The organism is Microbulbifer marinus (assembly GCF_900107725.1).
GTDB classification, from domain to species: domain Bacteria; phylum Pseudomonadota; class Gammaproteobacteria; order Pseudomonadales; family Cellvibrionaceae; genus Microbulbifer; species Microbulbifer marinus.
The window spans coordinates 569,990-590,223 of sequence record NZ_FNQO01000001.1 but is presented as its reverse complement, the minus strand read 5'-3'; the positions used below and the strand labels follow the sequence as shown (position 1 = coordinate 590,223).

Below are 20,234 nucleotides of genomic sequence, written 5' to 3'. Positions count from 1 at the left end.
CCGGTCATCGATTGCGAACCCTTCAGATATCCCGACCCGGACGCTCTGCGCCCAGTTATTGCAGTCGCAGCGTGTAGCGAGTTTCCCCCTCGGTAAGCGGAGACGGATTGCCCTCTACCCAGTCTTTGTGCCCATTGCCAAAGAAGGGCGACAGCGGGTGGGCACTCTGGCCGGTGGCCATGTGGAAGATCGCGTTCTCTTCATATCCCGGCGCGACCACCATTCGCTCCGATGCGCCGTGTGTAGGGGACTGGAATCGCGGCATGTGGGTGTCACCCGACAACTGATCCGCCGGCATCTCGGTGAGCCAATTGACTGCGGCGACCGCGCGGCCGAGCGGGTGGCGAATACGGGCCGTATTCTCCGCGCCCCAGGTCTGCTCCGCCAGCGGGCGACCATCTGCGGCCATTTCTGCCAGCACCTGGTCCAGAGCAGTGAGCTTCACTGCCTGCCAGGACTCAAATTCCGGATTCAATAACTGCGCCGGCTCCTGCTGCACCATTTCCCAGAGTGCATATTCAAACTGGCGCTTCATCGGGCCGAACGAGAATTCCGGCTGATAGCGGCGCATATAAGTGAGAATGGGCGCAGTCGTGATCTTCATGAACTTGAGGCGGTAGTTGCGAACGATCCGGTAGCCGACAGAGTCGGCACTGGCGCGGCCACCCCAGTTGCGCACCTGCTCGCGCACTTCGCGGTAGCTGTCCCGTCCGTCCAGCAGGGCGAGCAGATGTTCCTGCCAGCGTTGCAGGAAAACGGCGCGATCATCCAGCTGAATGTCCAGCAGTGCCTGCTCATCGAAATGTTCCCGCGCGAACAGACCGTCGCGGATCTGCTGCTGGCGCGCGCCTAGTGCGTAGCCGTCGTTGCCCATGGTGCGCAGGAAATCACTGTCCATTGTGCGCGCATTGGCGGTCCAGATGCGGTGGGAGGGCGGATCGTAGACCCGTGGCTGCTCCTCGACGCTCAGGTAACCGTCCCAATAGGCGCTGCCGTCTGCCCAGGACACCGAGCGGCTACCGTCGAGCCCGACGCGGCGCGGAATGGGGCCGCCTACCGTCCAACCGATATGGCCGTCCTTGTCCCCGACCACCAGGTTCTGGTGTGGAATGCCCAGTTGCGGCCCCAGGTCCAGAGCCTCTTCTGCGGAAGTCACACCCTCGAGGCGCAGCAGGTTCAGGTTCGCGCCGCGGACATCGTGGGCAATCCAGCGATAGGCCAGCGGCACACCGCGGTGGTTCTCGGTAACCACTGGCCCCCAGATGGTCTTCCGGACTTCCAGGGTCTCTGCATCACCGCCTTTTACCGCGATGGATTCGCGCTCGATATCGAAAGTGCGCCAGCCGTCGGGTGTTCGGTACTGCTTGCCGTCTTGGCTGACCTCAAGGGGAATCAGATCGCCCCAGTCGCCGAAGGTATTGGTGAAGCCCCAGGCCACCAGCCCGTTGCTGCCGACGACCGCTATCGGGCCGCCGGGAAGGGTAGCGCCGCGCAGCGTCCTGTCGCTGCCGGGAATGTTCCAGCCAGCGCGATACCAGATATTGGGAACGTTAAGACCCAGGTGCATGTCGTCCGCCAGTATCGCACCGCCGTGCTCGGTCAGCGCTCCGCCGACAACCCAGTTGTTGCTGCCGTAGACCTTGTCGTCACTCTCCAGCTCTTGGTAGGCGATGACATCGCCCTGACTCAGCAGGGAGGCGATGGGTGTCTCGGGAATAGTGACGGGGCCGCGGGCCTCGCCGATCAGGGGCGCATCCCAGGTGCCCCCGGTGGGAAAATAGAACTCGTAGAGATCCTGCGGCAACAGCTCCGCGAGCGCGGTATCGCGCAGCTCGAACTTGCCGATGGGGCTCTGCAGTGTCAGGTACATGCTGAAGATAGTCAGCAGGCTGTCGGCGCTGGTCCACGGCTTGGGCTCTTTACCGAGCAGTGCGTATTCCCAGGGCTTCGCATCCAGTTGTTGCAGGCCGTAATTGACCCCTTTGACGTAGTGGTTGAGCAGCCGGCGCTGGGCCTCTGGCAGGGCAGCGATGTTGCGCTCGGCCCGCTTGCGGAACTGGTGCAGGCGCACAGACTTGTCATGCTTCAGTGCCGCCGCACCGACCAGCTCGGACAACTCTCCGGCGGAATTGCGCCGCAGCAGGTCCATCTGGAAGAAGCGTTCCTGGGCGTGCAGAAAACCCAGTGCAAATGCCGTGCTATTGCGATCCTCCGACTGGATCAACGGAATCCCCTGGGCATCCCGGTAAATGGTTGCCGGAGTATTCAGCGTGCCGGTGTCCAGTGTGCCCTCGAGGACGGGCAGGCTCTGTCGCAGCCACGTCCAGGCAATAAGCACTGTTGCGACGATAACTACACAGGCGCCGATCAGTATGCGCGGCAACAGGCGGACGATAGGGGATTTCTGGGCCATGGGGATTCCATCGGGCGTTATTTTAATTGCTGGAATGCGTGATTTTAGCAATCGCCGCGCGCGCCAAAATAGTTACTGGGGGACAAATGCCGGTCACAAAATCAGATTTTCTGAGGAATCAAATGCCAGTAAAGTCGCGATTCATATTTACACGCCATACAGAACTGACCAGTCACTAGAAAAAAGTCATAACGGGCTTTTAAATCCACCTTTTCGATCGTAAGATGGCGCCCAATAACAAAAACTAGACACATAAAACATCACGCTTTTATAACAACAAACGCGAGGACGCGATGATGCACGATGCCGATCAGACCGGTAAAAGCCGGCAATTCAGCCTGTCCATCCTCTCTGGAGCCATTGCCTTTGCCACTGCTATCAGCGGCACAGCCTACGCTGCGGAAATCGAGGAAGTAGTGGTAACCGCACAGAAACGTGCGGAAAACCTTCAGGACGTTCCTATTGCAATCTCTGCCTTTACCGGCGAGAGCATGAAAGAAATGGGTGTGGAAAATCTCACCGACCTGGGTAAATTCACCCCGGGCGTGGAGATGAATAACGACACCCCGCTGCAGCCCACTTACAGTATTCGCGGCATTCAAACCGGCGACTTTACCGTGGGCTCCGACCCGGCCGTAGCCGTCTATGTAGACGGTGTCTACACTGGCCGTGGCGCCGGCGCCGAAGTGCCTCTGGCCGATATCGAGCGCGTCGAAGTGCTGAAAGGCCCGCAGGGTACCCTGTTCGGCCGCAATGCCACCGGCGGTGCCATCCACATCATCACCAAGAAGCCGCAGGCTGACGATACCGCCGAGCTGAGCCTGACCGCCGGCAACTATGGCCGCCAGTCCTCTGACCTGCTGCTGAATCGCCAGCTGAGTGACAACCTGTACGGCCGCTTCACCGCGTCCAACAACCGTCGCGATGCCTTCGCCGACAACCTGGCGGGCGGCTTCTCAGCCGGCAACCAGGACACCCAGACTTACCGTGCCTCCCTGCTGTGGGAACCGAGCGCCAGCACCGAAGTGCTGTGGCGCGCCGACTACGGCGTGATGGACCAGGGCAGTGCACTGCGCTCCAGCATCGTGCCGAGCCTGCAGGCGCTGGACGGTGGTACCGACGTATTCGGCGACTACGCGCTGGACACCCCGACTATCGAAGACCGCGATTCGTTCGGCACCTCGCTGACCGTAACCAGCGACTTCGAAAACTTTACCCTGACTTCCATCACGGCGTTCCGCAAGTTCGATGCGCACCTGCAGCAGGATGAGGACGGCACCGCCAACCCGGATTACATGTTCGGTTCCGCGAACTTCGATGAGCAGGAACAGTTCTCACAGGAATTCCGCCTGAACGGCGCCACCGACACCCTGAAGTGGACCGTCGGCGCTTCCTACTCGCAGGAGAAACTGGAACACCTGACCGAAGCCTACTTCACCTCTGGCTCACTGGAATCCTTCGCGGTTTACGAAGGTACCAAAATGGCCTATGAGGCGCAGAAAGCTCAGGCAGAAGCGGCCGGAATCGACTTCCCCGAGCTGACCCAGACTGAACTGGAAGACTTGGCCGTTATGCAGCGCCAGTATTACAGGGATCTGGGCCTGGAAGGTATCGCCGCCGCGTCTTTCGTCTATGACCTGATGTTGCAGTCTGGCCAGGTTGATCAGCTGCTGGCCGCCTTCGGCGCGCCCGCCGGTATTACCGGCAACATGCTGAACTCCCAGGCGATGGCCATGCAGCTGCTGGCCGGCTTCCAGCCTTGGGTCGCTGGCGATGTGCCGTGGAACGAAAATGTCCTGAACACCGGTGATTATCGCTCCACCGCCGTCTACGGTGACTTTACCTGGAGCCTGACCGACAAGATGGACCTGACCGTCGGTGCCCGTTACACCTACGACGAGAAAGATTTCACCATCCAGACCGCCTACCAGAACGCGATCCCGATCGCACTGACCGGTGGCAACGTACCGCTGATGGACGCGAACGGCAACGTGATCGGCGTTCTGCCGCTGCCGGCCCTGCAACTGCCGGCGCAGCCGTTCGGTATGGCGTTCTACAACAACGGTCAGCCGATGCTGGATTCCAAGCTGAACGACAGCTGGAGCGATATCTCCGGCCGTATCGTGCTGGACTACCGCTGGAACGACGACGTCATGACCTTCGTGTCCCTGGCTGACGGCTTCAAGGCCGGTGGTTTCAACAGCCTGAACTTCGGCCCGGGCGTTGAGCCGTCCTTCGACCAGGAAGACGTGGTCAACCTGGAAATCGGTGTGAAGAGCAGCCTGTTCGACAACCGTGTGCGCCTGAATGCCTCTGTATTCAGCTACGAGTACAACAACCTGCAGGAGCTGGATCTGGTCGGCTCTCCGATTCCCAGCTACAACCTGCGTAACTCCGACGCCGAGGGTACCGGTGCGGAAGTCGAGGTGCAGTGGGCCGCTACCGATAACCTGTTTATCGCCGGTAACTACTCCTACCTCGATACCGAGTTCACCAAGTACGGCTACATCGAGGCGATCGGTGAAACCCCTGCAGACGCCGAAGAAAAGATCGGCCAACCGCGTGTTTCCACTCCGGAAAGCAAGTTCAATGTGATGGCCGAATACACCATCGACATGGCTTCCGGCGCGGATGTGCGCCTGCGTGCTGACTACAACTGGACTGACGAGCGCATCGGTTCTATCTCCGATCCGAGCCGTATCATCGACGACTACCAGTTGCTGAACCTGCGTGCCGGCTGGAACAGTGCCTCTGACCGCTACGCCGCGGCCCTGTGGGTACAGAATGCGACCGACGAGGAAATCGCCGGCGGTTACGGCGGTACCGGCGCAGCGATTGGTGCCAGCCCCGCCTGGCGCTACATGCCGCGTACTTACGGTGCGGATTTCACCGTCCGCTTCTAAGCGCGTCGCTGAATCAGCCTGATGAGAGTAGGGGCCGGCAATCGCCGGCCCCTTTTTTATTTGCGCCACCCTTATTTACGCCACCTTGGGTCACAGAAAGTGGCGCCGAATAGATCCTCTTTGCGGGCGATTTCATAGGATTCCCGCTAAAACTGCGTATGATCATTTCAAACAATTGAATTTAATCGCAGTTGGCAGTTGCCATGACAATACTGGCGGGTGAGGTAAATTCGGAAATTCAGCAACAACTCCTCTCACGTTACAGACGGGTTCGCGGAGAGACTGAGCAGTTAGCGGATCCGCTATCGGCGGAAGACATGCAATTGCAGTCTATGCCCGATGCCAGTCCGACCAAGTGGCACCTGGCCCACACCAGCTGGTTCTTCGAAACTTTTGTCCTGCGCCCACATCTTCCCGACTATCGCCAGTTCGACCCCGACTTTCACCAGCTCTTCAACTCGTACTACAACAGCCTCGGCACACCGTTTAGCCGCCCGCAGCGGGGTATGTTGTCGCGTCCCGATCTCGATAGTGTCTTTGCCTATCGCCACTCTGTGGACCAATTTATCGGGAAGTTACTGGACGAGCAGCCCCTGAGCCAGGGGCTCGAAACCCTGGTCACCCTTGGCCTCAATCACGAGCAACAGCATCAGGAGCTACTGCTAACGGATATCAAGCACGCCTTCTCGATCAATCCCACGTTTCCCAGCTACAGTGATTCCACGCAGGAAGAGGAAGATACCGGTCCGGCCGAAGAACTGCGCTGGCTGCGTGTAGCCGGTGGGGTTTACGGAATCGGCAGCGAGGGGGAACATTTTTATTTCGACAACGAAAGTCCGGCCCATCAACAGTTGCTGCAGGATTTTTCCATCGCCTCTCGACTGGTAACCAATGGCGAGTACCTGGAATTTATCGAGGACGGTGGCTATCGCGATCCGCGCCTGTGGCTGTCTGACGGCTGGGCGCATGTGCAGCAGAATGCCTGCAAACATCCGCTCTATTGGCAAAAGAGAGAAGAAGGCTGGTTTCAGTTTACTCTCCACGGCCTTCAGCCCATTACATACAGTGAGCCGGTTTGCCATATCAGTTTCTACGAGGCCGACGCCTACGCGAGCTGGGCAGGCAAACGCCTTCCCACCGAATTCGAGTGGGAAGCGGCAGCCTTCCAGTTACGCAGGCCGGATCAGCTGGCCACCGCAAACCTGCTAGAAAAACGGGCCCTGCGGCCCCTCGCTGCCGGGCGCGGACAGACACAGTTCCTCGGGGACCTATGGGAGTGGACTTCGAGCGCCTACCTGCCATACCCCGGATTCAGGGCGAGCAGCGATGCCGTGGGTGAATATAACGGCAAGTTTATGTGCAATCAGAAAGTCCTGAGGGGCGGATCCTGTATTACCCCGGCGGAGCATATCCGCATGAGTTACCGCAATTTCTTCTACCCGCACCAAGCGTGGCAATTTACCGGAATCCGTCTGGCAGGAGACTGAATGTGAATATGGCCGTGTCGCCCATTCCTGATGACAAGCTACAAAACAGCGATTTCTTGACAGATGTGTTGGCAGGGCTGAGTGAAGAGCAGAAAACACTGCCGTGCAAGTATCTATACGATGAAGCAGGTTCACGACTTTTCGAACAAATCTGTGAACTGGACGATTACTACCTGACTCGTACCGAAGCGGCCATTTTTCGCGAACATATCACTGCCATGGCGCAGCAGGTTGGCCCCGGTGCGCTGATCGTCGAGCCCGGCGCAGGCAACTGCGAGAAGGTGGAGTTACTGCTCGAGCATCTGCAGGCTCCGAGCGGTTATTACCCCATCGATATATCCCCGGAGATTCTGCTGGCGGCCAAGGCACGGATAACCGCCCGCCTGCCGAACATCGAAGTGACGGCTTCCATTGGGGATTTCACCCAGGCGGATGTATGGCAGGGCCTGAAAGACATAACCCCACGCAAGCGCGTGCTGTTTTTTCCCGGCTCCACCATCGGCAATTTCACTCCCGAACACGCCGAGGTGCTACTAGAGTTTTTTGCCTCGAAGCTCAGTCGCGGTGATGGTCTGTTGATAGGCACGGACCTGGTAAAAGACTCCATCGTACTCGAGCGGGCCTATTGCGACAGCGAGCATGTTACCGAGGAGTTCAACAAGAACATTCTTGCTCGTATCAATAGCGAGTTGAATGCCAATTTCGATCTTGCCCATTTTGCCCACCGCGCCTTTTACCACCCGCTGCGGCAGCGTGTGGAAATGCATCTTGTCAGCCTGAAAAGCCACACCGTGCAGATTGCGGGCAGAAAGTTCGAGTTTGCCGAAGGAGAAACCATTCACACGGAAAATAGCCACAAGTACTCAATTTCCGGCTTTAACCGGCTGCTGTCGAGCGCCGGATTCACACCGATACGCCACTGGTGTGACTCCGAGCAACGCTACGCTGTCCACTATGCCCAGATCAGCTAAATTCACGCTCTACATGCTTGCGCTGGCCGCCTCGCTCTGCGCATCCGTCAGTTACGCGGCAGAACCCGCAGCCACTACTGATAACAACACTTTCGTTGTTTACAAGCACCGGTTTTGTTTCTGCTGCAAGCATTGGATCGAGCATCTCAACACTAACGGGATACAGACCGAGGTGGCATATCGGGGCGATATGACTGAGGTGAAAGGGAGGTGGGGTGTACCAGAGGGCATGGGGGGTTGCCATACCGCGGTGTGGCGCGGCAAATATGTTTTCGAAGGCCACGTCCCGGCGCGATTGATCAACAAATTTCTCGCCGACCCGCCGGAGGGCAGTTTTGGCCTGGCCGTACCGGGCATGCCCGATGGTAGTCCGGGCATGTACAAAGGTGGCGAGTTCGAACCCTATAATGTCTACCTGCTTTTGGGCGGTGGCGACTACCGCTTTTATGCGCGTGTCGAGCAACCGGAAGAAGCCGAATAGAACCCCTCAAAATAACCGCCAAACTCCACTATTTCTGCGCCAGACTCCGCTCACCAGCCGGTGAGTAATCAGGGAATAGTTAAAATCGATAGGTGGCCTCCGACTGCTTAAGCCGCAAGGCCCCGTTCTTTGGTTCCACCGCAAAACGCGTTAAGGTGCGCACTGAGTAAGCTGGATCCGATGTATGACCGAGAAGTTCTCGCCCGCTAGAGGGTTGGCTAATTGTCACCTGCAGACGGTATTTGCCCGTTTTCACCGCTCCGAGCCCTGGATTCAGACGGATCGCCACTGGTACACGACGCCAGATGGCGACCGACTCGCCGTACATACTCCTCGACTGCTGCAGGACGATCCGGCCTCGCCACTGGTACTGGTATTGCACGGTCTTGAGGGCTCTGTCGCATCTCCCTATGCGCAGGGACTGATGGAAGAACTGCTGCGGCGTGGCTACCAGGTGGCGGTGATGCATTTCCGCGGCTGTGGCGGGATTCCGAACAAGCTGCCGCGCGCCTACCATAGCGGTGATAGCGATGATCCGCGCTGGCTGCTGGGTGAGTTCAGGACACAGTTCCCGAACACACCGCTGATCGCGGTCGGCTATTCACTGGGCGGCAACGTGCTGCTGAAGATGCTGGGGGAAGACGGGCAGGGCAGCCCGCTTACGGCTGCGGTTGCGGTGTCGGCGCCGCTCGACCTGCACGCCTGCAGCCGGCGCATCAACAGCGGCCTGTCGCGCGTTTACCAGCGTCACCTTCTGGCCTGCCTGAGACGAAGCCTGCGGCTGAAGGCCAGTGATCCGTACCTGGCTGCAGCATTGCCTAACCTGGATGACGGCGCGTATTTCGCAAACTTCCGCCACTTCGACAATGCCTTTACCGCCCCTTTGCATGGATTCCGCGATGTCGACGACTACTACACCCGCGCGTCCAGCAAGCCGCTGCTGAAGGATATCCGCGTGCCAACACTGATCATTAACGCGGTAGACGACCCGTTTATCTGCCCATCGGCTCTGCCGGCCAAGGCGGAAGTCAGCGCCGACGTGCAGTTACAGATCAGCGAGAAGGGTGGTCATGTCGGCTTTATCAGCGGTTCCCTGTGGCGCCCGACTTACTGGCTGGAAAGCCGTATCCCTGAATTCCTCGTCTCGGGAAGCTAATCGACGCCGTCCAGTACCGGCGCGGGCACATCAGCGCCTGCGAGTTTCCGCATTGCCAGTGCCAGATCCCCTCTGGTGAACTCAGCTAGTGGCAGCCGAAGCAGTGCATCGAGTCGCTGCTTCAGCGTCGCGAAGCAGTTGGCAAAAGCTGCCGGTTTCTCGTCGTCGCCCGCCGCGGCGGGATCCGGCAACCCCCAGTGCACATGCTCGTAGTCGCCCGCGAAAGCAGGACAAACCTCTGCCGCAGCGCTATCGCAAACCGTCAGCAGCACATCCAGCCGCGGAGCGGATTTGCCGGTGAACTCCTGCCAGCTCTTGCTGCGGTAGCCTACTGGCTCGATACCTTGCGCAGCAATTTCCCGCAACGCGAAAGGATTCACCTGGCCGGTCGGTTGGCTGCCGGCGCTGTTGCACTTAAACCAGCCAGCGGAACAATGATTGAACAGGGCCTCCGCCAAAATGCTGCGGGCCGAATTACCGGTACACAACACCAGAATATTCCAGCGTGGCACTGCGATTTTTTTCTCTGCCGTTTCTAGCAACACGGCGCGTCAGCCCCACCACCCGCTTCACCATCAAACGGCAGGCCGCCACCACAGCCTTCGAACAGGCCGTAGTGCGTGGAAAAGTCACCGATAAATTCGAAATGCTCGGCGAAGCGTGTGTCCGCCAGCATGCGCCAAGTATTGCCGCAAACCGGGAACACCCTGCCGGCCTCGATGACGTGGTGTTTGTCCAGCACAAATCGGTGCGGGCTGTTGACTACAGTGCCGCGGTAAACCACCGCCTGGCCGTAGTCTTCGCAATCGCTCTCCAGCTGTGCCAGCTTGAACAGGCGGTAACTGGCAGAGAAGAAACGCAGGTTGCCGCAGCGCTCCGCGAGCTCCGGATTGGTAATCTGCAGCGGGCGGTCCTCAATCAGGCGCGTATCAATAAAGCCGCTGGAGCGCGCCAGGCTTATGAAGTCATTCCAGTAAAGCGCGCCGCCCAGGCACTCACCATAGAGAACAGGATCTGTGCGCAATGCGTCGGGGACGCGACGATCGGCATAGACATCGGAGAAATAGAACTCACCGCCTTCTTTCAGCAGCCGGTGTATGCCGCGCAACACGGCTTCTTTGTCGGTGGACAGATTCACCACACAGTTGGACACAATCACGTCAAAACTGCCCGGCTCCAGATCCAGATCTTCCAGGCGTTCGATATAGCCGTGCAGGAAGCGCACATTGTCAAAACCGAATTGCTCGGCGTGGTAGTCGCGGTGCTGCTCAGCCACCGCCAACTGTTCAGCCGTCATATCGACGCCCACCACTGAGCCGGACGGACCGACCAGCTGGGCGAGAGCATAGACATCGCGCCCGGAGCCACAACCCAGATCCAGCACGCGGCAGCCCTCCAGCAGCGGCGGGCACACCAGGCCACAACCGTAATAGCGCGACAGGACTTGCGGGTGGATCCTGGCCAGCAGCGGCTTCAGCCATTCGGGCACGGCGCTGGCGTCGCAGCAGGCATCGGTTTTCAGGTCGGCCGAGCCCTGGAGCTGGCGTCCGTAGTAGTCCTGTACGACTTCATGCATCTGTAGCCTTCCTTCTGCAGGGGGGTTGTTCACTGTCGGCCGCGGGGTAGGGTGCGGCACAGGGTCTATTCAAGCGCAATTCAGGCTGTCTGTCGCAAGTAGCACGCAGATTGTTACAACACTTTTGCTCTTTGTGTAATAAATGCGCCGTGGTTGCCGACCAAGTATATAAGCGCTCCGTATTGGCAGTTCTGCCACGGGTAAGATTCTGGTTTGTGCGAGTGCGCGCCGATTTCGGGTAGTATTGCCTGACCCCAGTGTTTTATTCGAGGACAGGGCATTGAGCGAAAATGCGGCCCCGGATGCCGACCAGACCAGTGGATCGGAGGGATCCCCCCTCAGTGACGAGCAATTCCTGCAGGAATTGCGACAACAGATGCACCGCTTCGCCACCCTGCAGCTCGGCGATTCGCAGTTGGCGGAAGACGCGGTACAGGAAGCCTTGATCGGTGCGCTGAAGAACGTGCGCACCTTTGCCGGACGCGCGGCACTGAAGACCTGGGTCTTCGCGATTCTCAAGAACAAGATCGCAGACGTGTTGCGTCAGCGCCAGCGTTTCGTTGATGCCGATCAGCTCTTGCACGCTGACAGGGAAGGGCACGACCTCGATGAGTTATTCGATCGACGCGGACATTGGCTGAAAGACGAGCGACCGGCGCACTGGGAGGATACAGAAGCGGCGATTCACGACAAGCATTTCTGGCGAGTATTTGATGCCTGCCTGAATCATCTGCCTGTGCGCCAGGCCCAGGTGTTCATGATGCGAGAATTTATCGAACTGGAAAGCCACGAGATCTGCGCGGCGGCAGAAATCACGGTCAGCAATCTCAACGTGACGCTGCACCGAGCCCGCCTCAGGCTGCGGGAGTGCCTCGAAAACAACTGGTTTGTGCGGGAGGCTTGAGCCGTGATGAGAAACTGCCGGGAAACAACCCGCTTGCTATCCGAATCCCAGGAACGCGAACTAACTCTCAGCGAGCGCACGAGCCTTAAGTTTCACCTGGCAATGTGCTCGGCTTGCCGAAATTTTGGCAAACAGCTGGGAACGTTGCGACAGATTGCCCGCTCCTATGCACATGGCGCAGCCGATAGAGCTGAGGGCGGTGGTAAACGCGACAAGTGATCCCGCAATCCCGGCAGCCGGAGCTGCACAGGCGGCGCTGGATGCCGCTGAAAGCGTATGTCGGAAGGGGATTACGGCGCATTTTGATTTTGATGTAGCCACTTGGCAGCCTTAAATTGAGGGGCGGCTTGTCCCCCAGGCATCAGGAAATCGCAATGCTATTCGAGAGATTCACCGGCGAGAACGCCGCACTACTGCTGATCGACCACCAGATTGGCACCATGGGCTGGGTCAAATCCATATCCGTTGAAGAGATGCAACGCAATGTGCTGATGCTGGCGCAGACCGCAAGCACCCTGAACATACCGGTCGTGCTGACCTCAAATATGGAGGACCAAGGCCTGGGCACACTACTCAGCGAGCTTGAGCCGATCCTGCCGGAAGCCTTCGCTGCACGTATCAAGCGCGTCGGCGCTATCAACGCAATGGAGGACAAAACCTTTGTCGCAGCGGTCAAAGACACTGGCCGCAAGAAACTAATCCTTGCTGGCGTTACCAATGATGTCAGCACAGTGTATCCGGCACTTACCCTGGTAAGCGAGGGCTACGATGTGCAGGTAGTCGCTGACGCTGGCGGATCAACGAGCAACATGGCCGACGATATGGCACTGCGCCGCATGGAGCACGCCGGGGTCGTCCTGACTAGCACCAACCAGGTCATTGCAGAACTCGCGGGTGACTGGAGCACACCGGAAGGTAGCCAGATCATTCAGCAGGTCATCATGCCGGCGATGTTGGGGTGAAGATCTCTCAGGATACCGAGAGCGGTACGGTGGAGCGGCCGCGGGGAGCAACTGAATCAACGTCTTAGATAGCCCATATATAATTTAACATAATCTATATTATGCGCACTTAACATTGGGGAAGGGTGTGGTTACCAGTGCTCAGTGTGTGCCCAATGCGCACCTCTGCAGGCGCTTCTATCGACGAAGCCTGGAGCCGATGCAGATAGTACACATAGATATCATCAGTGCTTGCCCCGCCAGCCAGGCCGACATCAGGACTTCCAGCTTCGCTTATGCCTCCTCGATATCCATCTGGGCCTCCAGCCCCTGGACGCGACGAATCAGTGAGGGCTTAACGATACGGTGCAAGCAATGGTCGCGGACGATCGCGGTCAGCCCCTTGGTTGTGTGCAGCGTAGAAATGTACTGCCTAACCCAGCTCCGCGCGTCGGCTTCAGATTCAAAATCCGCAGAAACCAGTTTCCACAAAAACTCGTCCAAACTGATTGAGACTCGGGTAGAGTCCGCATTTTTGCCGTCGATAATTACTGATGCCACACCGTCCCCACATGATTAATTGCGTTCGGCACATATAAATACACGCGCACATTCTACATAAATAATTATGCTGCAGGTACACGACCACCCAAGCCGGGATCGCACATAATTATTTATGCCAAGGTCGCATAACTATTTATGTGTCGAATGCAGCTTGCCATCAACACCGCCGAACATAATTATTTATGCGTCCAGCATGGCGCCAGATCATTATGATCTAAACTTGGACCGACCTAAATTAGGACCAATGTCACCGGCGGAGAAGCGCTCGATGAAGTTCAGCATAGAGAACCGGGCAAGATTGGCATTTGCGATCACAGTGCTTCTCGGTGTCGTGGTGTGGTTAATCTGGCACAGCTTGGCATCCGCCCGATTCACGACTTATCAGATTCTCACGCAGGATTCCGTATCCGGCCTGATTCCCGGTGCCCCCGTCGAGTTCCATGGAGTGGATGTAGGAACGGTTACCGAAGTCCAACTCACCGGTCCCCGCTCCGTCCGCATTCTGCTGGAGGTCGAGAAAGGTGCGCCCATCACGAGGGCGACGGCCGCAACCATCACCGCCCGCGGGCTCGCCACCCGCGGGTTCACCGGCTATGTCTACGTCCTGCTGGAAGACGCTGGCACGGACCAGCGCCCACTTACAGCCGCCAAGGGCGAACGCTATCCGCGGATACCCAGCACAGCATCCCGCTACGTGAGCCTGGATACCGCGATCAGCCAGGTCAATCAGAATGTGCAAGTGCTGACAGAATTGGCGCGCGCGCTACTGGACGACGAGAGCATCGCATCGCTCAGGAGTGCAGTGGAAAATTTGCAGCAGGTCAGCCATATGCTAGCCGAGAACCAGGAGAGTCTCAGCGCGATCATTACGAACACGCAGCAGGCAAGCGACCGGCTCGGCCCGCTGCTGGATTCGAGCAACAACACCATGAAGGGGCTGGAGCGCGTCAGCCGCATGCTCGCCCAGAAACAAGAACACCTCAGCTCGATCATTGCGAACACCGAGCAAGCGAGCGGGCGACTCGGCCCTCTGCTGAAGTCGAGTAGCGACACCATCAACGCACTCCAGCTTCAGGTCCTGCCCGAAGCCTATCGGACGATGGCCAACCTGAATAAACTTACCAGCTCGATGGACCGCTTGACGGACAAGATCAATCGCGACCCATCAATCCTGGTCCGCGGCAGCACCCCTCCCCCCCTCGGCCCCGGCGAAACGAAATGAAAGGAGGCGGCTACGATACGTTGGCCAAGTCCCTTCTCGCCGCCCTCTGCGCGGCATTGATTTCCGGCTGCACGCTGCTCTCCCCTGTGGAAAACGAAATCCGGGTCGAAATGATAGACAAGCTGCCGCTCGCAATTCCCCAACGGGAAACGCATGCGGCGACACTGCTGGTACTACCGCCTGCAATCAATCCCGCTTATGACACCGTCCGAATGATCTACAGAGTCCGGCCGCACCAGATTGACTATTTCAGCAAGCACGAATGGGGCGCATCACCTGCAGAGATGCTGCTTCCGTTGCTGGCGCGAACACTGGAGCGCACCCACTACTTTGACGCAGTGATCACGCCGCCCTACTTCGGTCCATACAGTTATGCGTTGCGGACGGAGATTCTCGAGCTTACACAGGACTTCACCTCCGATCCGGCAACGCTGCACCTTTCCCTGCGGGTGCAGCTCACCGATGGCGCATCGAACCGTATCATCTCCACACGGGCGATATCGCTACGCGAGCCCATGTTACAGAATACGCCTTATGCCGGAGTCGTGGCGGCGAACGATGCCTCCGTGAAGGCCCTCCAACAGGTAGCCGGATTTGTGCTTGAGACAGTGCAGTGAGCGCGGCCTATCTACGTTTTCCGGGCAGGATCTTTTTCAGTGTGTCATCCCGGCAAAGGAAATGGTGCCTTAACGCCGCTCCCGCGTGCACCAGAATAAAGCCGATCAATGCATAGCTCAGCCACTTATGAACCTCGATGAACACCTGGAACAGGTGCTCATTGTGTCCAATTAAATCCGGCAGCCTGACACCAAAGACGTACACCGGGATACTCGCGGCGGAAGACATCAGCCACCCGGTAATCGGCAAGGCGAACATCAAGCCGTAAAAAGAGAGATGGACAAACCGCGCAGCCACCTTCTGCCAGTCAGGAATATTTTCAACCAGCACCGGCAGCACGTTGCCAATGCGCCAAGCCAGTCGAACCACGGCTAGCCCCAGCGCTAGCATGCCGTATTCTTTATGATAGAGAATAAGCAGGATTTTTTGCTTGTTGAACCCGACGTCGGGCAGGTCGCTCACGTAGAGACCCAGCACGATGAGCGCAACAAGCAATACCGCCATAAACCAATGAAGCGCAATGGCAACGGCACCGTATTGCTGATCCGTGTTCACGAGCATTGCTATCGATCGCACCGGCCGATCAGATACTGATCTCGCATATTTGCACGCCTCGTTTGTGCTCGCTTTAGCTGCAACTTCACTGGATCTGCGATGCCGGGCACGATATGAACCATTTACTATGCCGCTACACCCGGACCTCGGTAAAAGATTGGCTTGGTGTTCAACTGTTTAACGCAGTGGAGACATCACCGCCACCGCATAAGAAGCAGCCAGTGCCCGGGTAAACATATCACACTAGATACGGTACATAGCCCCCACCCTGATTCGGCGCCATGGAATTACGATGCCCGCACAGGTGCGGACACAGTTCTCTCGATTGGGAAGGCATTACGCCTTAGGGAAATCCGGGTCGAGCGGCAGATTGCCGAGATTGCGGGCGTACTCGAGGAAGCCCTGTGCCGCCGGCGATAAGGGTCGGGATTTGCGCCGGGCCAGATACCAGTGCGTAATGATGGGCAGTCGCTGTACATCGAGCACGGCCAAGCCGGCACTGCCACCGAAAGACAGGGTGTGCTCTGAAAGTATGGAGACACCGAGTCCGGACATGACCGCGTGTTTGATGGCCTCGTTGCTCTCAATGGTCATACGAACATTGAGTGTTGCCTTTTCGCGCGCGAGAAAGCGCTCGATGGCATGGCGAGTGCCCGACCCTTCCTCACGGCGCAGGAAGGGACTGCGGGCGAACTCTGTCAGGGGGATATTTTTCTGGTCGGCCAGAGGATGGTTTGCCGGCGCAATGGCCAGCAGGCGGTTTGGCAGAAACTCCACCAGCTCAAGATCGGGATTTTCCGGCGGGTGACTGAAGACATAGAAATCGTCCTCGTCTCGTTCGGTGCGGTCAATGATCTGCTGGCGATTGCCCACCTTGAAGCGAATATCGAGATTGGCATGCTTCTCGTAGTAGTCACCGATCAGGTGCGGAATAAAGTATTTGGCCGTGGTCACGACCGCCAACTGCAGGGTCCCTGCTTCCACCCCGCGCAAGCTGGCCAGTTTCAGGTCGAGATACTCGTAGCACTTGAGGATCTCGCGCGCACTCTCCACTAACGCCAAACCGGCCTCGGTAAAGCGCAATTGCTTGCCCATCGCGTAGTACAGCGGCAGGCCCACGGCGTCGGCGAGTTTTGCCAGCTGCATCGACACGCTGGGCTGGGTCAAATGCAGGGACCTGGCCGCGGCACTGATGCTGCGCTCCTCGTAAACGGTTAGCAAAATCTCCATCTGGCGGGCCGTGCCGATTCGGGTGTGCGCGCGGTGGCGGGCCATAGCATTCACCATATATAGATACGTATCTATGGATAGTATCTTGAATATCTATTTTTATCTATTATCGATGACGACCATAATGCGCCCCACTCGACGGTTGGGCAAAAGTGAGGCTTGCAGATGGTTAAAGCACAATTCTTGTTTGGCATGGCGGTCGGCGCCGTAGTATCGGCCATGGGAGTGGTGCTGACCAGTAGTGGCATCGCCGACGGCTCCCTGGCAGCAGTGGGGCTGCTGATCCTGCTGGCGAACGGCGCCTATTGGCTAGCGCAGCACCGCACGCCGCTAGCAGCCTTGCGGCTTGGAAACCTCCGCAACTCCCCGCCTGCCCGCCAACAGGGGCACTGAGCATGCAGCTGGATATAGTCGTCGGCTTCTTCATCCTGGGCGCCTTCGCCCAGCTCGTGCGCAGCGATCTCCGGCTGCCAGCCGGGCTTTATAAAAGCTGTGTGATCTTTCTGCTGATCGCAATCGGCCTGAAAGGCGGCGCTGCGCTCAGCTCTTACTCCGCCGCGACTCTGCTGCCCCAGTCTCTGGCCGTGGTGGTCTTCGGGGCCTTGCTGCCGCTAGTCGCATTTCCCATTCTGTACTGGATTGGCCGCTGGTCGCGTGTGGATGCCGCGGCCGCGGCGGCCCACTACGGCTCGGTCAGTGTGGCGACTTATGCCGTCGCAGTGGCCCTGCTGAGTTCACGCGGGATTGACTACGAAGGCTACTTCCCCCTGTTCGTTGCATTGCTGGAAGTTCCGGCGATCCTGGTGGGCATTCTCCTGGCACGTGGCGCCGTTGCCGACGCTAACTGGAAAAAGGTCGGCCATGAAATTGCGTTCAACCAGGGCGTGCTGTTGCTTTTGGGGGGGATCGCCATCGGTGCCTGGGCCGGGGAGCGCACCGCCTCGGTGATGCCATTTTTCGGTAACCTCTTCCACGGCGTACTGGCGCTGTTCCTGCTCGAAATGGGCCGGGTCGCAGCCGAAAAGCTGCCGGATGTTCGCGCCCAGGGTGCCTTTCTGTTGAGTTTTGGTATCCTGATGCCACTGATCGGCGCCGCCGGCGGTGCTGCACTCGCGGTGCTGCTGGGGCTGTCACCGGGTGGTATATTCCTGCTCGCCGTGCTCGGCAGCAGCGCTTCCTACATTGCGGTGCCGGCGGCTCTGGCCGTAGCTCTACCGCAGGCCAATGCCAGTGTGTCGATCACCCTGTCCCTGGCGATTACCTTTCCCTTTAATGTGCTGGTGGCCATTCCGGTCTATCTGGCGCTCGTTCAACACTGGAGTTAATGGACGTGAATCAATTGCCTTTCGAAAAAGTCACCATCGTAATGGGCTCACAGTCCGACTGGCCCACTTTGCGCAATGCCACCACGCCGCTAAAGGAACTCGAGGTGCCGTTTGCCACGGCCGTTGTCTCGGCTCACCGCACCCCCCAGCGTTTAGTCGAGTTCGCCACTCGCGCGCGTGAGGAAGGCACAGAAGTGATTATCGCCGGCGCCGGCGGCTCTGCGCACCTGCCGGGCATGATCGCCGCCATGACGCCGCTACCGGTGATCGGCGTGCCCGTGGAAAGCAAGTTCAATACAGGCCTCGACAGCCTGCTTTCCATCGTGCAGATGCCGAAGGGCGTAGCAGTGGCCACCCAGGCCGTTGGTGCCTCTGGTGCTTTCAACGCCGGCTTGATGGCGGCACAGATCCTGTCCCTGGCGGATCCGGAGCTGCAACAGCGTCTGATTGACTGGCGCGAACGCCAGAGTGCTCAGGTTCCTTTCGAGGTGGAATAATGGCGACAAGACGAGTGGCAATCGTCGGCTGCGGACAGCTGGCACAGATGATGGCCAGGGAAGGGCGACCACTGGGGATCGAATTCAGTTTTGTTGCCGAGCATGGCGAGAGCACGGGCTGTGTCGAAGGGCTGGGTGAGATAGTACACGCAGAGGCCTTTGACTCCGCGGAAGCCCTGTATCAGGCTCTCGGCAATCCCGAAGTCATTACTGCCGAGCGGGAGCAGGTACAGGTTCCCCTGCTACGAGAACTCGAACAGTTTTGCCCGGTATTCCCGCGGCCGGACGCCCTGGCAGATACCCAGCACCGCCTGCGCGAGAAACAGGCGCTGGTCGAGAGCGGCATACCGGTCGCCCCGTTCCTGCCCGCGAACAGCTATGAGGAAATCTGCCGGGCGATCGAATCCCTGGGCTACCCGGCATTTATCAAGAGCTGCGAAAACGGTTACGACGGCAAGAACCAGTGGCGCGTGGACAACCCGGAACAGCTGGGCAGCCTTTCTGAAGTCATCAAGCCGGATGCCTATGTCGTCGAGAAGGGAGTGAACTTTATTCGCGAGATCTCGCTGATCGGCGCGCGCTCCCGTAGCGGCGAAGTCAAGATTTACCCGTTGGCGGAAAATCATCACCAGGACGGTACACTGCTGCTGTCACTGGCGCCCGCGGCCGCAGCATCGGATGAGACAATGCGCGCGGCGGAATCCTATCTGACGAAACTGCTGAACGACTGGGATTATGTCGGCGCGCTGGCGATGGAGTGCTTTGCCACCGACGAGGGCTTGCTCGTCAACGAACTGGCACCGCGCGTTCACAATAGTGGCCACTGGACTCTGGGTGGCGCGGCCACCAGTCAGTTCGAAAATCACGTGCGCGCCATTCTCGATTTGCCCCTGGGCAGCACAAGCGCTGACCGCCCCACAGCGATGATCAACCTGCTCGGTGTCGATGTCGTGCCCGATGCGGTGAAGCAGAGCGCCACCAATATCACGCTTTACGGTAAGACCCTGAAGCCGCGGCGGAAAATGGGCCATATGTTGTTGCAGAGCGAGGATATGGCCAAGCTTAGAGATGCAGCACAAAAGGCCATTGACCTGATCTATCAAACGGCCTGAGGACAGAAGTCGGCCCGCCGGACTTAACGGGGATGGAAAGATCCCTCGATAGCTCGGGCTCATCGTCAGCATTAGCTGCCGCGGCGAGCGGGCCGGCTGTTCCACAACACACCACCGCTTGAATCTCAACCGGGCCAAGCTGCTCCCGTTGTCCGACTAGGGTCACAGCCGGCTGCTGCTGCGGCAGCAAGCCACCCTCCCCTCGATATCGGAGTGGCCGCCCGGTCGCCTTCCCGGGTTTGTCCGAATCCGCCACATCCTGTATAACCATACAGCCCC

At 58.6% G+C, this 20,234-nt stretch carries 20 protein-coding genes; 14 read left to right on the top strand and 6 right to left on the bottom strand.

Features of this window, described 5'->3' with window-relative positions; genetic code table 11:
• Positions 1–55 precede the first annotated feature (55 nt).
• Positions 56–2,413 (bottom strand): penicillin acylase family protein, encoded by a 2,358-nt coding sequence (locus BLW36_RS02620; RefSeq protein WP_091384859.1) that lies wholly within the window; start codon positions 2,411–2,413, stop codon positions 56–58.
• Between the two features lie 296 nt (positions 2,414–2,709).
• Here BLW36_RS02620 and BLW36_RS02615 point away from each other — a divergent pair, with 296 nt between their 5' ends.
• The 5 genes from BLW36_RS02615 to BLW36_RS02595 all read left to right on the top strand — a co-directional run bounded on the left by BLW36_RS02615 (position 2,710) and on the right by BLW36_RS02595 (position 9,411).
• Positions 2,710–5,316 (top strand): TonB-dependent receptor, encoded by a 2,607-nt coding sequence (locus tag BLW36_RS02615; protein ID WP_244506108.1) that lies wholly within the window; start codon positions 2,710–2,712, stop codon positions 5,314–5,316.
• A 203-nt stretch (positions 5,317–5,519) separates the two neighbouring features.
• Positions 5,520–6,803: an ergothioneine biosynthesis protein EgtB gene (gene egtB, locus BLW36_RS02610; protein WP_091384855.1), complete on the top strand. Its 1,284-nt coding sequence runs from the start codon at positions 5,520–5,522 to the stop codon at positions 6,801–6,803.
• 8 nt (positions 6,804–6,811) lie between these two features.
• A complete protein-coding gene (gene egtD / locus BLW36_RS02605) occupies positions 6,812–7,774 on the top strand; it encodes an L-histidine N(alpha)-methyltransferase (protein ID WP_244506176.1) in 963 nt (320 codons plus the stop codon).
• Positions 7,758–8,255, top strand: coding sequence for a DUF411 domain-containing protein (locus tag BLW36_RS02600; protein ID WP_244506107.1), 498 nt, complete (start codon positions 7,758–7,760; stop codon positions 8,253–8,255). Before egtD ends, BLW36_RS02600 begins: the two co-directional genes overlap by 17 nt.
• A gap of 184 nt (positions 8,256–8,439) precedes the next feature.
• Positions 8,440–9,411, top strand: a complete 972-nt coding sequence (locus BLW36_RS02595; protein ID WP_091384849.1) for a hydrolase — start codon at positions 8,440–8,442, stop codon at positions 9,409–9,411.
• Here the strand turns inward: BLW36_RS02595 and BLW36_RS02590 are convergent.
• Positions 9,408–9,923, bottom strand: coding sequence for an arsenate reductase ArsC (locus BLW36_RS02590; RefSeq protein ID WP_170833096.1), 516 nt, complete (start codon positions 9,921–9,923; stop codon positions 9,408–9,410). The genes BLW36_RS02595 and BLW36_RS02590 overlap by 4 nt on opposite strands.
• 23 nt (positions 9,924–9,946) lie before the next feature.
• Complete coding sequence (locus BLW36_RS02585; protein ID WP_091384847.1) at positions 9,947–10,987, bottom strand: methyltransferase domain-containing protein; 1,041 nt, start codon at positions 10,985–10,987, stop codon at positions 9,947–9,949.
• A 280-nt stretch (positions 10,988–11,267) separates the two neighbouring features.
• Here BLW36_RS02585 and BLW36_RS02580 point away from each other — a divergent pair, with 280 nt between their 5' ends.
• From BLW36_RS02580 to BLW36_RS02570, 3 genes are all read left to right on the top strand, one after another.
• The gene (locus tag BLW36_RS02580) at positions 11,268–11,891 is read left to right on the top strand and encodes an RNA polymerase factor sigma-70 (RefSeq protein WP_091384845.1); all 624 of its coding nucleotides are present in this window, start codon (positions 11,268–11,270) and stop codon (positions 11,889–11,891) included.
• Positions 11,892–11,897: 6 nt separating this feature from the next.
• Positions 11,898–12,110, top strand: a complete 213-nt coding sequence (locus tag BLW36_RS17590) for a zf-HC2 domain-containing protein (RefSeq protein WP_091384843.1) — start codon at positions 11,898–11,900, stop codon at positions 12,108–12,110.
• A 155-nt stretch (positions 12,111–12,265) separates the two neighbouring features.
• On the top strand, positions 12,266–12,853 hold the full coding sequence (locus BLW36_RS02570; RefSeq protein ID WP_091384840.1) for an isochorismatase family protein: 588 nt from the start codon (positions 12,266–12,268) through the stop codon (positions 12,851–12,853).
• Positions 12,854–13,126: 273 nt separating this feature from the next.
• Here the strand turns inward: BLW36_RS02570 and BLW36_RS02565 are convergent, their stop codons facing one another.
• The gene (locus BLW36_RS02565) at positions 13,127–13,393 is read right to left on the bottom strand and encodes a hypothetical protein (protein WP_139304798.1); all 267 of its coding nucleotides are present in this window, start codon (positions 13,391–13,393) and stop codon (positions 13,127–13,129) included.
• A 271-nt stretch (positions 13,394–13,664) separates the two neighbouring features.
• On the opposite strand from BLW36_RS02565, the gene BLW36_RS02560 reads away from it, so the two are divergent.
• Both BLW36_RS02560 and BLW36_RS02555 read left to right on the top strand, forming a co-directional pair.
• Positions 13,665–14,618, top strand: a complete 954-nt coding sequence (locus tag BLW36_RS02560) for an MlaD family protein (protein WP_170833095.1) — start codon at positions 13,665–13,667, stop codon at positions 14,616–14,618.
• Entirely contained in the window at positions 14,615–15,235 is a 621-nt protein-coding gene (locus BLW36_RS02555; protein WP_091384832.1) for an ABC-type transport auxiliary lipoprotein family protein, read from the top strand. The genes BLW36_RS02560 and BLW36_RS02555 overlap by 4 nt, the downstream gene beginning before the upstream one ends.
• A gap of 7 nt (positions 15,236–15,242) precedes the next feature.
• Here the strand turns inward: BLW36_RS02555 and BLW36_RS02550 are convergent, their stop codons facing one another.
• Together BLW36_RS02550 and BLW36_RS02545 are read right to left on the bottom strand one after the other, a co-directional pair.
• Positions 15,243–15,797 (bottom strand): cytochrome b, encoded by a 555-nt coding sequence (locus BLW36_RS02550; protein WP_091384831.1) that lies wholly within the window; start codon positions 15,795–15,797, stop codon positions 15,243–15,245.
• A 330-nt stretch (positions 15,798–16,127) separates the two neighbouring features.
• Positions 16,128–17,066: a LysR family transcriptional regulator gene (locus BLW36_RS02545; protein ID WP_244506105.1), complete on the bottom strand. Its 939-nt coding sequence runs from the start codon at positions 17,064–17,066 to the stop codon at positions 16,128–16,130.
• Positions 17,067–17,186: 120 nt separating this feature from the next.
• Between BLW36_RS02545 and BLW36_RS02540 the strand changes: the two genes are divergently transcribed.
• The 4 genes from BLW36_RS02540 to BLW36_RS02525 are packed head-to-tail and all read left to right on the top strand — an operon-like array spanning position 17,187 to position 19,955.
• Positions 17,187–17,414: a hypothetical protein gene (locus BLW36_RS02540; RefSeq protein WP_091384829.1), complete on the top strand. Its 228-nt coding sequence runs from the start codon at positions 17,187–17,189 to the stop codon at positions 17,412–17,414.
• Between the two features lie 2 nt (positions 17,415–17,416).
• The gene (locus BLW36_RS02535) at positions 17,417–18,346 is read left to right on the top strand and encodes a sodium-dependent bicarbonate transport family permease (protein WP_091384827.1); all 930 of its coding nucleotides are present in this window, start codon (positions 17,417–17,419) and stop codon (positions 18,344–18,346) included.
• A complete protein-coding gene (gene purE, locus BLW36_RS02530) occupies positions 18,346–18,843 on the top strand; it encodes a 5-(carboxyamino)imidazole ribonucleotide mutase (RefSeq protein WP_170833094.1) in 498 nt (165 codons plus the stop codon). The genes BLW36_RS02535 and purE overlap by 1 nt, the downstream gene beginning before the upstream one ends.
• Entirely contained in the window at positions 18,843–19,955 is a 1,113-nt protein-coding gene (locus tag BLW36_RS02525) for a 5-(carboxyamino)imidazole ribonucleotide synthase (protein ID WP_091384824.1), read from the top strand. Before purE ends, BLW36_RS02525 begins: the two co-directional genes overlap by 1 nt.
• The last annotated feature ends 279 nt before the right edge of the window (positions 19,956–20,234 follow it).